Origin of the sequence: Georgenia sp. Z1344 (genome assembly GCF_049856295.1) — a bacterium.
Taxonomy (GTDB): Bacteria; Actinomycetota; Actinomycetes; order Actinomycetales; family Actinomycetaceae; genus JB111.
The window spans coordinates 28,910-42,771 of the sequence record NZ_JBNDMZ010000012.1 but is presented as its reverse complement, the minus strand read 5'-3'; the positions used below and the strand labels follow the sequence as shown (position 1 = coordinate 42,771).

The following is a 13,862-nucleotide window of genomic DNA, read 5'->3' as shown; positions in this document are numbered from 1 at the left end:
CGCCGCGCCGTCAGAACCAGGAGCCCACCATGACCGTCCGCCGACTCGGCCGCATCGTCGCCGGCCTCGCGCTCGTCGCGATCATCGCCGTGCTCGGCGCCCTCGTCATCGTCCCCCGGCTCATGGGCTGGGTGCCGCTGACGATCCTCACCGGTTCGATGGAGCCGACGATCCCCACCGGCAGCCAGGTGGTCATCGAGCGCGTCCAGGGCGAGGAGGAGGCGAGCGAGCTCCAGGTCGGCGACGTCATCACGGTCATGCCGTACCCGAACGACCCCACCCTCGTCACGCACCGGATCGTCGAGCGCCGCGTCAGCGCCGACGGCGTCAGCTTCGTCACCCAGGGCGACGCCAACAACACGGCCGACGAGTGGGACGTCACCGCCACCCAGATCCGCGGCGAGGTCGGCTACCACGTGCCTTACGCCGGCTACGTGGCCTCCTTCCTCGACGGCGGTCAGAAGGCCACCGGCGCGATCCTCGCCGCGGGCGTGCTCCTCACCTACGCCGCCGTCCAGATCGTCGGCGCCGTCCGCCGTCGTCCCGAGGAGGACGCGGCGGCTGACGCGAGCACGGAACCGTCGACGTCGAGCCCCGTCCTCGGCGCAGCAGCCCCCGCGGAGGCGAGCCGGGACGCGGAGGCGAGCGCCGGCGTCGTCCCGACAGACGACGCGGACGCGGCGACCACGGTCCCCTCCGACGACGAGTACCCCGCCGTCCTGCCGCTCCTCTCGCCGGACGCCCCCGCGATCTCCGCACTGTCCCCCGACAGCGAGGACGCGGTCCACCACCGGTCCTACGCCCACGCCGGCCGATGACGACGGACGAGCAGGTCGTCGACGTCGCCGCGCTGCACCGCCTCGCCTCCGACGTCGGCACGGACGCGGCGTGCGACATGGTCGACCGCTTCCTCGACCTGCTCGAGGCTCGGCTCCTGCGGATCCGCCGCGCGCCGGACGCGGAGGAGCTGGGCGTCGCCGTGCTCAGTCTCGCCTGCTCCGCCTCGATGCTCGGTGCGGAGGCCCTCGCCGCGTCCGCGCGCTCGGTCCGGCTCGCGGACCTCGCCCCCGGCGAGATCACCCTGCCCGACGGCGAGAAGCGCGACGGCGCCGAGGCCCTCCAGCGGCTCGAGCACGTGGCGCGCCGCTCGGCCGGCGAGCTCTCCCGCCTGCCCGCCTGCTCCAGCTGAGACCGGGCGCCGCACCGGGCCCTACCGCGCGGGCACCATCCGGTAGCCGACACCGCGCACGGTCTCGATGAACCTCGGGGCGGCCGCGCCGTCGCCGAGCTTGCGGCGCAGGTTGGCGATGTGCACCTCGACGGCGCGGCGGTCGGGGTCGGTGACGTCCCGGGCGTGGTCGTCGGCGTCGCCCCAGGCGGCGCGCACGAGGGTGTCCTTCTCGACGACCCGGCGGCCCGCGCCCACCATCGCCACGAGGATGTCGAACTCGCTGCGCGTGAGGTGGACGGGAGCGTCATCGAGCGAGGTGAGCCGGGCGTCGACGTCGACGAGCAGGCCCCCGTGCCGCAGCACGCCGTCGTCGTCGGGGTCCGGGAGTGCTGCGGCCGGCGCATCGGGAGACCACGCGACCTGCACCACCCCGGCGACCGGCGCCGAGCTCGCCACCGTCGCGAGCGCGGGAGGCATCGCCGGGGGTGTCGGGGGGACGGACGCCGCGGGTGCGGCCGGCGCCGAGGCGGCCACCGGTGCGGAGGCCGCGACGGGCGGCGAGTCCGCCGAGCCGGCCACGGTGCGCGGACGCCGCAGCATCGCCTCGATGCGGGCGCGCACCTCGCGCGGCCGGAACGGCTTGGTCACGTAGTCGTCGGCGCCGGCCTCGAGGCCGAGCAGGGTGTCGATCTCGTCGGACCGACCCGTGAGCATGAGGACGTAGGTCGAGGAGAAGGTCCAGATCCGGCGGGCGACCTCGAAGCCGTCGATGTCCGGCAGGGAGATGTCGAGGGTCGTCACCAGCGGGTCGTGCGCCCGGACGGCGTCGACCCCCTCGAGCCCGGTGGGCGCGGTGTGCACCTCGAAACCGGCCTGACGCAGGGTCGTCTCGAGCAGGAACCTGATGTCGGCGTCGTCCTCGACGACGACGGCGGTCCTGACCTCAGAGATCACGTCACAAAGTTATCAAACCGACGACCTGCAGCGACACCCCCGACCGGTGCTCGGAACGTGTGTCGACGTGCCTTTCGTCGCGCGCGAATCCCACGGAAACACCAGCCTCGCGTAGTACTCTCGCAACTCCCCCCACAATTCACGCTCGGCACCCCCTCGCGCCCACTGGATGTAGGACGAGAATGTCGGCGCGCGGAACGAGACGAAGGTGGACCTGTGGAGCTGACCGACTACGTCGCCGTCATCCGACGACGGTGGCCGATCGTCCTGGTCGTCACCCTGCTCTGCCTCGCCGCCTCGCTGGCCGCGAGCCTGCTCGCCACCCCGCGGTACACGTCGAGCTCCGAGGTGTTCTTCGCGGTCCAGGGCGGCGACTCGGTCAGCGACCTCGCCCAGGGCTCGACGTTCGCCCAGCGACAGATGACCTCGTTCGCCGAGGTCGCCACCTCCCCGCTCGTCCTCGAGCCGGTCGTCGAGGAGCTCGGCCTCGACATGACCCCGGGCGAGCTCGCGGGGATGGTCACCGTCAGCGTCCCGCAGGACACGGTGATCCTCGAGGTCTCGACGACGTCGACGAGCCCCGACGACGCCGCCGCGATCTCCAACGCGGTCGCCAACCAGCTGGCCAGCACGTCCGCCGCGCTGTCCTCGCCCGACGGTGGGGAGACCGCGCCCGTCCAGGCCACCGTGATGACGCCGGCCCAGGTCCCGGGCTCGCCGTCGTCGCCGGACGTCGTCCGCAACGCCGCGCTCGGCCTCGTGCTCGGCCTCCTGCTCGGACTCGGTGCCGCGTTCGTCCGGCACCTCGCGGACACCCGCGTGCACACCGAGGAGGACATCGAGCCCCTCACCGACACGCCCGTCATCGCCGCAGTGGCGATCAAGGAGAACGCCGAGCGCGACCGGGTCTTCGTCCACGACGACCCGCACGGGCCCTCCGCCGAGGCCGTCCGCCGGCTGCGCACCAACCTCCAGTTCGTCGACCTCGGCGACGGCCCCAGCTCGATCGTCGTCACGTCCTCGCTGCCGGGCGAGGGCAAGTCGACGACGGCGATCAACCTCGCCGCCTCGCTCGCGGACACCGGGGCGCGCGTGCTCCTCATCGACGCGGACCTGCGGCGCCCCTCGGTCGCCGACTACCTCGGGCTCGAGGGCGGCGTCGGGCTGACCACGGTGCTCATCGGGCGCGCGTCGCTCGAGGACGTCGTCCAGCCGTGGCAGGACACGTCGCTCGACATCCTGCCCACCGGGCAGATCCCGCCGAACCCGAGCGAGCTGCTCGGCTCGCAGTCGATGCGCACGCTGCTCGCCGAGGCCACGAGCTCCTACGACGCCGTCCTGCTCGACAGCCCGCCGATCCTGCCCGTCACCGACGCCACCGTGCTCAGCGGCATGACCGGCGGGACGCTCGTGGTGGCCGGCGCGAACCAGATCCACAAGGGCCAGCTCGCCGACTCCCTCGAGTCGCTCGAGGCCGTCGAGACGCACGTGCTCGGCATCGTCCTCAACCGGGTCGCCCGCACCGGCAACCGCTACTCCTACACCTACGCGGGGTACCGCCCCCTCGACGCCGACGAGGCGCCGAGGGCGGGCACGACCACCGCCGCCTCGGGCCCGCGGGCGGTGGCCCCGCGCCGCGCCACCGCCCCCGCACCCCGACGCAACCGCCGCACCCGCGCAGCGTCCTGAGGACCGGAGACGTGAGCACCGCCGACGTGGGCACCGCCGCCGCGCCCGAGCTGCGCATCCTCACCGTCTGCACCGGCAACATCTGCCGCTCGCCCGCGGCCGAGCGGCTCCTGCGCCACCGGTTCGGTGCCGGCTCCGGCATCGAGGTGACGAGCGCCGGTGTCGGAGCCCTGGTCGGCGCACCGATCGACGAGCCCGTCGTCCGGCTCCTCACCGACCGCGGTGTCGACACGACGGACTTCGCCGCCCGGGCGCTGACCGAGCGCATCGCCAGTTCGAGCGACATCGTCCTCACCGCCACCCGCGAGCACCGCGCCGCGGTCGTCGAGGTGGCACCCGCCCTCGTGCGCCGGTCCTTCACGCTGCTCGAGCTCGCCCGCCTCGTCGGTCAGGTCGACGAGGCCGACCTCGTGGCCAGGGCCGGTGACGACGCGACGCCGGCCGCGCGACTCAAGGCTCTCGCCGCGCTCGCCGCCCGGCACCGCGTCCAGGTTCCCCGCGAGCTCGATGACGTCGCGGACCCCTACCGCGGCAGCCCGGAGGAGTACCGGGTCGCGATCGACGCGGTCGCGGAGGCCGTCGACACGATCGCCGACCGGGTGCTCGGCCGCGCCTGACGGCGCGGTCCGCACCTCGTCCGGCCCGCCGGTCCGAATCCGGCCGACAGACCGGTCCGGCCTAGAGGACCTCCTCGTCGAGGCGCTCGGCGACCTCCGGGTTCTCCTCGAGGTACTCGGCCGCGCGATCCTCGGCGATCGCCTGGTTGAGCTCGTCGAACGTCTCGTAGTGGAGGTTGACGATCGACTGCCGACCGTCCGGGCTCCAGCCCGTGCCGGCCACGGGCGCGGTGAGGAACGTGACGTCGTCAGGCCGCACGTCGCGCATCGACAGCCCGAGGGTCGTCATCTGGCTCACGGAGAGGTTCTCGTCGACGGCGACGGTCCCCGCCACCACCTGCGCGAAGTCGTAGAGGGCCGCGGGGCGACGCAGGAGGTTCTCCCGGAAGACGGCGGACATCATCGCGCGCATCCAGTTCTGCTGGCGCTGGACACGGCCGAAGTCGCCGCCGGGGATCGAGCGGTTCCGCGCGTACAACAGCGCCTCCTCGCCGTCGAGGAGGTGCGTGCCGGGCTCGAGGTCGACCGCGCGGCCGTCCCGGGTCGTCCCCTCCATGCCGTTGGGGAGGTCGATCTCGACCCCGCCGAGCTCGTCGGTCAGCTGGGCGAACGACTCGAAGTCCGTGACGGCGAAGTGGTCGATCGGGATGTTCGTCAGGTCCTCGATCGTCTGCACCATGAGGCCCGGCCCGCCGAACGAGAACGCGGCGTTGACCTTGTTGTCCCCGTGCCCGGGGATCGGCACCCACGAGTCGCGCGGGATCGACATGACGACGGCGGACTGCCGGTCGCCGGACAGGTGGACGATCATGATCGCGTCCGTGCGCTGCCCGCCGACCTCCCACTGGGTGGGGTCGCCGGCCGAGATCCGCGAGTCGGATCCGAGCACGAGGAAGTTGACCGGCGTTCCGCTGCCCTCCTCGGGCTCGACGTGGGTGGGCCGGTCGGTGACGGACTCGAAGACGTCCGGGATGCGCTCGACCTGGGACTCGATCCGGTGCTGGACGTACCTCAGCGCGCCGTACGCGCCGCCGACGAGGACGAGCACGATGACGAGCGAGGCGATGAGGGCCTTCCGGCCGCCCCCGCCCTTGCGTCGGCGACGATGCCGGCCGCCCGCCGCCTCGTCGTCGCTGTCGCTGAACGGGATGACGTCGTCGTCCGGATCGTCGGAGTCGTCGTCCGCGTCGTCGGAGGAGTCGCCGTACCGGTCGTCGTCGGAGCGCCCGTCCTCGTCGCGTCGTTCGTCGTCGGAGACCTCGTGGTTCGTGGTCTCGTCGTCCGACGGCTCGTCGGGCGTGCGGCTGGCGTCCTTGTCCGGCGTCGAGCTGGTCACACCGATCCCTCATGGTCCCGGGGGCGCGAGTCCGCCCGTCCTGCCGCGCCGTTCCGCGCGGGAGGCAAGTCTAGGGCGCCCGCGCGTCGCGGACGGGGACGCCGGACGGGGAGGTGTGCACGGGCAGAGGCGCACCCCCGCCCCATCCGGAACTCGTTGCCGTGCCGAGCACCCCGACGTACCGTTTTTTAGAGGACGGGAGTCCGGCCGCCGGCCGGCCCCGGGATCGAGCCACGAGGGAGCACCAGCATGAGGCGCAGGATCATCACGGTCGCGGCGGTCGCCGGGCTCGGCATCGTCGGGGTCGGCGGTGTCGCGGTCGCGGCCTCGCTCGGCAGCGAGGACGCACCGGAGCAGCCGGTCGCGGCGGGCGACGACTCGGGCACGGGGGACGAGACCGACGCACCGGACGACGCGCCCGACGGCGACACCCCGCCCAGCGGCCTGCCCGCCCTCCCGGAGGGCCTGCTCGACCAGCTGCCCGACGACCTCGCCGACCAGCTGCCGGACGACCTCGGCGACCAGCTGCCCGAGGGGCTCGACGACCTCGAGGGACTCGAGGGTGAGCTGCCCAGCGAGCTCGAGGACGGCGGCATGGCCGCGCTCACGGAGTCGATGCAGCCGATGATCGACGCCGCGCTCGAGGGCCTCGAGCTCCTCGATCTGGGCCCGGGCGAGCTCCTCGCCGAGCTCAGCTCCGGCGCCACGATCGGGGAGCTCGCCACCGAGCAGGGCGTTGACCCCGAGGAGCTCGTCCAGCTCGGGCTCGGGCCGGTCGACGAGGAGATCGACGCCGCGGTCGAGCGCGGGGACGTCACCCGCGCCGAGGCCGACGAGGCGCGTGCCGAGCTCGAGACCATGCTCCGCACGGTCATCGAGGAGGGTCCGGAGGCTGCCGGCCTGCCCGGTCCCGGCGCCTTCCCCCACGGCGACCAGCCGGACGCCCCGACCACCTGACGTCGTCCCGGCGAGTGAGCACGCCGGTACCACTCACGACGACGCACACCCCTCGACAGCGAAGCGGGCCCCGCACCCTGATGGGTGCGGGGCCCGCTCACTGGTCGGACCGATATCCGCTCACTCGTCGATCAGCACGAGTGCGGGGATCCGATCCCCACACTGGCAGGTGGATCCCCGCACCCACGGGACCGGGGCGGTCAGCGGCGGATACCCAACGTGTCCTCGCCGTCGCCGTTCCAGTCGCCGACGAAGACCTCGTCGCCCGAGCGGCCGTAACGAACCTCGCGGTCGGCCCAACCACCGTCGAAGGTGTTGGAGACCAGGTAGAGGTTCCCGCGACGCGAGGCGAACGTGTCGCTGCCGTCACCATCCCAGTCACCCACGAGCACCTGGTCATTGCCGCGGCCGTAGGTGAACTCCGCATCCGCCCAGCCGGAGCTGAGCGAGTTGGCCACGTAGTAGGTGTTCCCACGACGGACCGCGAAGGTGTCGATGCCGTCGGCGTCGTAGTCACCGACCAGGACCTGGTCGTTCGCGCGGCCGTAGTCCAGCTCGGTCTCCGCATCCCCACCAACCAGCTCGTTGGTCAGGAAGTAGGAGTTCCCACGACGCACCGCGAAGGAGTCCACGCCGTCACCATCCCAGTCACCCACGAGCACGGTGTCCCCGGACCGGCCGAAGGCCAGCTCGATGTCCGCGTTGCCCCCGTAGAGGGAGTTGGACAGGAAGTAGGCGTTCCCACGGCGCACGGCGAGCGTGTCGCTGCCGTCGCCGTCCCAGTCACCGACCAGGACCTCGTCACCCGGACGGCCGAAGGAGAACTCGTGGTCGGCCCAGATGTCCCAGCCGTCGTTGAGGTAGAACCCACGACCCGGCGTCGGCGGAACCGGCTCACCCGGATCCACCGGCGGCTCCTCGTCGTCGTCGAAGGAGGCCACCAGGTCGGCGCCCAGCTCGTCGTCGTGCGCCTCGAGGCTCGCGCCGATCCGCCAGGTGCCGGCCGCGTACTCGCCCGCGGGGAGGTCCCGCCCGCCCGGCTCCCAGTGGGGCTGCCAGACGACGGCGCCGGACGGGGCGTAGTACGTGTTGTCCTCGCTCCACGCCGAGCCCGGCAGGTAGGCGGCGGCGACGCTCGCGTCGTCGGAGGTCGCCTGGGTCCACAGCCCGAACCCCGTGACGTCACCCTGCGGCCGGTCGGGTTCGGTGTCGTCGCCGACGCGGTCCATCGCCGAGTCGACGGTGAGGCCGACCTCCCAGACGGGCGCCGTCGTCGGGGCCGTGACCGCGAGGTCGAGGTTCGAGTCGAGCCACTCCTGGGAGAAGTCGAGCGACCAGTCGGCGGTGACGGGCTCGTCGCCGAACGGGATCCCGGCGAGGTCGAGCGTCGTCCCGTCGACCACGGCCTCGGCCGGCTCACCGGCGACGTCGGTGTTCCCGAAGTTGCCGACCCCCAGGTAGGGGCCGGTGGCGCGGTAGTCGTCGTCGAGCACCGGGGTCCAGCCGTCCTCGCCGTCGGGCACCTCCATCGAGGTGAGCGCGGCGTGCGGTGACGTCTCGACCCGTGCGCGGTAGCCCGGCGTCGTGACGTCGTACCCCGTGGTGACCCGCTCGCCGTCGAAGTCGAGGGGGCGCAGCCAGACGCCGCCCTGGCCCCAGCCGGCGCCGCTCACCCACCAGTCGTCGCCGTCCCGGACGATCTCGGACGCGTGCTCGCGGATCTGGCCGACCTCCTGGTCCACGGTGAAGTGGAGCGGGTCGTCGCTGCGGTAGACGCGGGTGTCGCTGTAGTCGGTCGTGCAGCACACGGTCATGTAGTACGAGCCGTCCCGCTCGACGACGAACGGCGACTCCGTCGGTCCGCCGAACGTTCCCTCGACCGGGTGCTCGAAGGCGACCTCCCGCGGCCCCCAGCTCACGAGGTCCGTGCTCGTGCGGTAGGCGACGATGTGGTTGCCGCCGTCGGGCTCGCTGTTCGCGGTGTAGTACATGACCCACTGGTCCTCGAGGCGCAGGATCATCGGGTCGCGCGCGTCGAAGCCGTCGACGAACAGCGGGTTCGCGTCGTGCCGGGTCCAGGTGAACAGGTCCTCCGACGTCGCGAGCTGCATCTGGTACGCCGTGTGATCGTCGTTCCCGCCGGCGTAGTACATGTAGTACGTGCCGTCGTGCTCCATGACGTACGGCGCCCAGACGTGGGTCTCCCCCGCCTCGGGGTCGGCGTGCATGACGGGCTCCTGCCGCATCCACGGTCCCTCGAGGGAGTCCGCGGTGGCGTGCGCGAAGTACGTCTCGTCGAGCGGGGCCGCCGGCTCCTCGTGCGTGATCCCGAAGAGGTGCCAGGTGCCCTCGTCGTCCTGGATGAACGTGTGGTCGTTGATGTACCACTGCTCGTCCATGCCGGTCGAGGGGTCGTAGATCCTGAAGCGCTCGCCGCTGGTGACGGCGGGGACGCGCTCCTCGAAGGGCTCGATGGCGATGTCGTCGGCGTCCGGTGCCCCGGACGACGGCGGTGCCGCGATGCCGACGGTGCCCACGAGCACCGCGCTGCCGAAGGCGGCCGCGACGACGCGCGACCACCACTGTCTTCTCCCACCGACCATGTCGGCGCCTCCTTGCTGCCTGGTTGGGTCGTTCGGTCGGGGCCGGTCGCGGGCGGCCGCGTGCACCGGCCTCATGTATCGGCGGCATCGATGTCGCGCCACCGGGGAACGACGAGTGAGCGCCGCCCGGACCGTGGTCCGGGCGGCGCTCACTCGTCAGGCGGACATCCGCTCACCCGTCGGACAGGTCAGCGGCGGACGCCGAGGGTGTCGGAGCCGTCGGCGTCCCAGTCACCGACGAACACCTCGTCGCCCGCACGCCCGTAGTCCTGCTCGACGTCGGCGTTCGTCGACGTCAGCGAGTTGGAGACGAAGAACGTGATGCCGCGGCGCACGGTGAACGTGTCCGCGCCGTCGCCGTCCCAGTCACCGACGTACACCTCGTCCGAGGCCCGGCCGTAGTCGAGCTCGGAGTCCGCGTCGCCGGACGTCAGCGAGTTGGAGATGTAGTAGGTGTTCCCACGGCGCACGGTGAACGTGTCCACCGAGTCACCGTCGTAGTCGCCCACGAGCACCACGTCGCCGGCGCGGCCGTAGTCGAGCTCCGCGTCCGCCCAGCCTCCCTCGAGGCTGTTCGAGAGGAAGTAGCTGTTCCCGCGGCGCACGGCGAAGGAGTCCGCCCCGTCGCCGTCCCAGTCGCCCACGAGGACGACGTCGCTCGCCCGGCCGTAGCTCAGCTCGACCTCGGCGTTGCCGCCGTACAGCGTGTTCGACAGGTAGTAGGCGTTGCCCCGGCGCACGGCCAGGGTGTCGGACCCGTTGCCGTCCCAGTCGCCGACGAGGACCTCGTCGCCGCGGCGACCGAAGCTGAACTCGTGCTCGGCCCACGCGTCCCAGCCGTCGTTGAGGTAGAACCCGCGACCCGGGGTCGGCGGGACCGGCTCACCCGGCTCCTCCGGCTCCTCGGGCTCCTCGCCCTCGGTGCCGGTGAGCGTGAGGTAGTCCAGCCCGACGAAGAAGCCGGCGGCCGCCTCGTTCTGGCCCGTCACCCGCAGGGTCAGCTCGTGGGTGCCGGCGGTGAGCTCGACGGTGCCGAGCCCGATCGGGTCGGTGAGGCTCACGCCCTCGGCCCCGTAACCGTCGACGGGTTCGCCGACGACCTCGCCGTCGACGAGCACCTCGACGATCCCGTAGTCCGCCGCCCGGGTGAACACCCCGGCGAGGTCGTACGTGCCGTCGGCGGGGACGTCGAACGCGAGGGTGGCCGTGTGGCCGACCTCGGTGGCCTTGAACCACAGCTGCGCCCCGGCGGACCAGTCGGCGCCGCAGCAGGTGCCCTGCCGGACGGCGTCGGCGTCGCTCGAGAGAACCTCGAGGCTCTCGGCCTCGAGCCGGACAGTGGTGCCGGCGGTGGCCGTCACCTCCTCGGAGAACTCGCCGGTGTTCCCGCCGACGTCGACGGCGCGGACCCGGTAGGACCACTCCTCGCCGAGGCCGAGGGAGTCGTGCACGAGGCCGAGGTTCGACGTCGTCGTCAGGAGAGTGTCCTCGCTCGGCTCGAAGCCGGGCTCGGTGGAGGCGTGGACCTCGTAGTGCTCGATCCCCACGTCGTCGGAGGCCGCGCCCCAGGTGACGTCGATGGCGTTCGACTCCTGGCCCTGCGCCGCGACGTTCACCGGGGCGGACGGCGGGGTGGTGTCGGCGACCGGGGCGACGATCGACTCGACCTCGTACTCCGAGGCCGACCAGGGGGCCGCGCCCTCGACGGGCGTGAGCGTGACCTCGATGATCCCGTCGGTGCCCTGGCTCAGCGCCGCCGGCACGACGATCGAGTCCTCGAGCCACCGGTGCGTCTCGTTGGCCAGCGGCTGCTGCCAGACGCCCACGGCCTCGCCGTCGACGCTGACCTCGACCGCCTGGTAGCCCTCGGCCTGGTCGGACGTGCGGCGCAGCCACACGCCGTCGTTGTCCTCGGCCACGGCGACCGTGAAGGAGACGGGCTCCGTGCTGGTGCGCAGGTCGTCGGTGACCGACGTGGGGTTGTGCGTCCCCTCGAAGGTCGACGTCAGCTCGGCGACGTCGCCCCCGCCGAGGTAGTCGTGGGCGTCCTCGCTCTCCGTGTCGCCGACGTCGATGCGGTCGGTGACGCGCAGGCTGCTCACGCCCTCGTGGCCGTACCAGAAGGCCGTGGACCCGTAGAGGCCGGGCTCGTTGGCGAGCGGGCCGTGCTCGATGCCGAACTCGATGCCCGAGCCGAAGCTCACCGACTCGGCGATCATCAGCCGGTAGGCGGCGTCGCACTGGAACTCGCAGTCGAGGATGCCGGTCTGCATGGCGGGCGCGCCGTTCATCGGGGCGGAGAACTCGTTGCGGTTGAAGTACCAGCCGCCGTGGTAGAAGTCCTCCGAACCGGTGCCGTGGATCTGCGGCGACCGCGAGCCGTCGACGAACACCCGCTCGTCGCCCTCGAGGTAGTTGCGGATGTTGCCCTCCTCGATGTGGCCCACCATCGTGTGGTTGACGCCGACGAACCGGCCGACCGCGTTGGTGTCGAGGAACGTCCAGTCCTCGCCGGCCACGGTCTCGCCGGTGCGGCTCTCGGCCTGGAAGTACCCGATCGACGGGTCGTCGCCGGTCAGCTGGTCCGCGATCGCGGGGTCCGCGTGGGACGTGACGGTGGCACTGCCGGTCTCGATCGTCTGCGTCGACCCGTTGACGAGGTCGATCGTGGCGGACTCGGCGAACGGCATCGGCCACCAGGACCAGTACGAGCCGTCGTCCTCGGTGTCCATCGCGTACATCAGCGCGCGGACCTCGGCCTCCCCGAGGCCGGACCCGAAGAACTCCCCGAGCGGGGCGTCGACGGTCTGGACGCCGTCGAAGGTCATCTGAACGCGGACGTCTCGGAGCAGCTCGTTGGAGGCGAGGATCTCCTCCTCGTTCTCGATCTCGGTCGGGTAGGAGTAGCTGTGCGAGCCCTCCCAGGCCTGGTCCGTGATCTCGTAGCCGTGCGCCTCCTCGCTGGCGAGCGCCTCGTCACCGGGGCCCACGTCGAGCTCGTCGGTGCGGACGAGCTCGCCGCCGACCACGGAGTCGACCCAGTAGTAGAACTCGTTGAAGTCGATCCCCGCGGAGACGAACGTGTTCTCGATCGTGATCTCGCTGCGGCCCGCGGTCAGCTCGGCGGTCAGCTCGGCGGTCTGGTCCGTCCACTGGCCGGAGTTCCCGCGCACGGGCTCCCACTCGCCGGCCGGCTCGCCGTCGACGGTGATGGTCGCGTGCTGGTTCGCCGAGAGCGGGTCCCACCGCCGCGTGAGCTCGACCCCCTCGTTGTCCGGGTCGATCGCCACGGTGAAGCTGCTCGTGCCGGTGTGGGCGCGGCCGTCGTCCTGCAGCGGCTCGCCGGGCGGCGGCGCGCCGACGACCTGCGGCAGCGCGAGCCGGAGCTCGTCGACGACGCCGGGTCCGCTCAGCTCGGCGAGCCGGAGGGTCTCGCCCGGGGCGACGGCGACCTCCGTGTCCTCGGCGACCGCGTCCGGGTGCGCGGGCTTGGGGTCCTCGTGGCCCCACGCCTGGGCCTGCTCGACGATGTCCGCCGGGGCCGCCTCCGGGTCGAAGGTCGTCACGCCCTCGGCGTCGGGGAACGAGCGGTGCGTGACGTAGTAGAAGAACGGGTTGTTCGTCGTCGTCACCCGCATCGACTCGCGGTAGGCCATGGGGACCTTGATGTAGACGCCGCCCGAGCTCTGGTCGGCGTTGGCCACCAGCGGGTAGGTGAACGGGTCGCCGTGCTCGCCGTTCACCAGCTCCTGCAGGGGCGCGTCGACGACGACCTCGCCGTCGAGCTCGATGACGATGTTGCCGGCCCCGGAGACGTTGCCGCCGTCCCAGGTGAACCAGATCGAGCCGATCTCGCCCGGGCCGGTGTCCTCGGCCAGGACGCAGCCCTGCTCGCTCTCGCGCAGGCAGGAGTACGTGCCCTGGAAGCCGTCGTCGTTGCCGCCCGTGCGGTCGAAGCTCGAGAACTGCCGGGTCTCGACGCCGGTGGTCAGGGTCGGGAGCAGATCGAGACGCTCGTAGATGTCCCAGCCGATCGGGGCGGCCGGGCCGGTGGGCGCGGCGTCGTCCTGCTCGGGCGCGGGCTCCTGGACGGCAGGGGTCTGGGCGTAAGGCTGCTGGGCCGCCTGGACCGCCGCCGGTGCGGACGCCGGGGCTGCGGGCTCCGCCGCGGGCTGGGCGCCCGGGACGGCGGCCGCCACCGGCGCGAGCAGCCCGATGGCCCCCACGGTGGCGACGGCGACCTGGGCTGCGCGCCGCCTCAGGCCCCCTCGGGTACGGGAATGGTCGGACATGTCTGATCCCCCTCGATCGGAACGGTGTCGGGTCGTGCGTCGGTGCTTCGGTACGTGGAGCTCGGTCGCGTGCGTCGGTCCGGGGGCACGGGACGCGGGGGCGTCCGTCGGTGCGTCGTCGTCGGTCGGTACGTGGTCGCGGGCGTCGGTGCCCGGTGGTCCCGGGGGCGTCGGTGCCCCGTCGGGTGTGGTCCAGCGATGTCGTGCCGACATGGCGGGGGTCGGTGGCCCCCCCCACCCAGC

At 72.4% G+C, this 13,862-nt stretch carries 9 protein-coding genes; 5 read left to right on the top strand and 4 right to left on the bottom strand.

Translation table 11 applies throughout. From position 1 onward, the window contains the following. The first annotated feature begins 29 nt into the window (after positions 1-29). Both ACPYO6_RS13590 and ACPYO6_RS13585 read left to right on the top strand, forming a co-directional pair. Complete coding sequence (locus tag ACPYO6_RS13590) at positions 30-818, top strand: signal peptidase I (RefSeq protein WP_425715286.1); 789 nt, start codon at positions 30-32, stop codon at positions 816-818. Then, complete coding sequence (locus ACPYO6_RS13585; protein WP_425715285.1) at positions 815-1,189, top strand: hypothetical protein; 375 nt, start codon at positions 815-817, stop codon at positions 1,187-1,189. The genes ACPYO6_RS13590 and ACPYO6_RS13585 overlap by 4 nt, the downstream gene beginning before the upstream one ends. A 21-nt stretch (positions 1,190-1,210) precedes the next feature. Here the strand turns inward: ACPYO6_RS13585 and ACPYO6_RS13580 are convergent, their stop codons facing one another. After that, positions 1,211-2,125, bottom strand: coding sequence for a response regulator transcription factor (locus tag ACPYO6_RS13580; RefSeq protein WP_425715284.1), 915 nt, complete (start codon positions 2,123-2,125; stop codon positions 1,211-1,213). Between the two features lie 216 nt (positions 2,126-2,341). Between ACPYO6_RS13580 and ACPYO6_RS13575 the strand changes: the two genes are divergently transcribed. Next, positions 2,342-3,814: a polysaccharide biosynthesis tyrosine autokinase gene (locus tag ACPYO6_RS13575; protein ID WP_425715283.1), complete on the top strand. Its 1,473-nt coding sequence runs from the start codon at positions 2,342-2,344 to the stop codon at positions 3,812-3,814. Positions 3,815-3,825: 11 nt separating this feature from the next. After that, positions 3,826-4,431 carry a low molecular weight phosphatase family protein gene (locus tag ACPYO6_RS13570; protein WP_425715282.1) on the top strand — a complete coding sequence of 202 codons (606 nt, stop codon included), beginning with the start codon at positions 3,826-3,828 and terminating at the stop codon, positions 4,429-4,431. Between the two features lie 61 nt (positions 4,432-4,492). Here the strand turns inward: ACPYO6_RS13570 and ACPYO6_RS13565 are convergent, their stop codons facing one another. Then, complete coding sequence (locus tag ACPYO6_RS13565; RefSeq protein WP_425715281.1) at positions 4,493-5,767, bottom strand: LCP family protein; 1,275 nt, start codon at positions 5,765-5,767, stop codon at positions 4,493-4,495. Positions 5,768-6,016: 249 nt separating this feature from the next. On the opposite strand from ACPYO6_RS13565, the gene ACPYO6_RS13560 reads away from it, so the two are divergent. Then, complete coding sequence (locus tag ACPYO6_RS13560) at positions 6,017-6,724, top strand: hypothetical protein (RefSeq protein WP_425715279.1); 708 nt, start codon at positions 6,017-6,019, stop codon at positions 6,722-6,724. A gap of 200 nt (positions 6,725-6,924) precedes the next feature. Here ACPYO6_RS13560 and ACPYO6_RS13555 read toward each other — a convergent pair whose 3' ends face one another. Continuing rightward, a complete protein-coding gene (locus ACPYO6_RS13555; protein ID WP_425715278.1) occupies positions 6,925-9,327 on the bottom strand; it encodes a family 43 glycosylhydrolase in 2,403 nt (800 codons plus the stop codon). Positions 9,328-9,515: 188 nt separating this feature from the next. Further along, positions 9,516-13,619, bottom strand: a complete 4,104-nt coding sequence (locus ACPYO6_RS13550) for a DUF2961 domain-containing protein (protein WP_425715277.1) — start codon at positions 13,617-13,619, stop codon at positions 9,516-9,518. Positions 13,620-13,862: the final 243 nt, after the last annotated feature.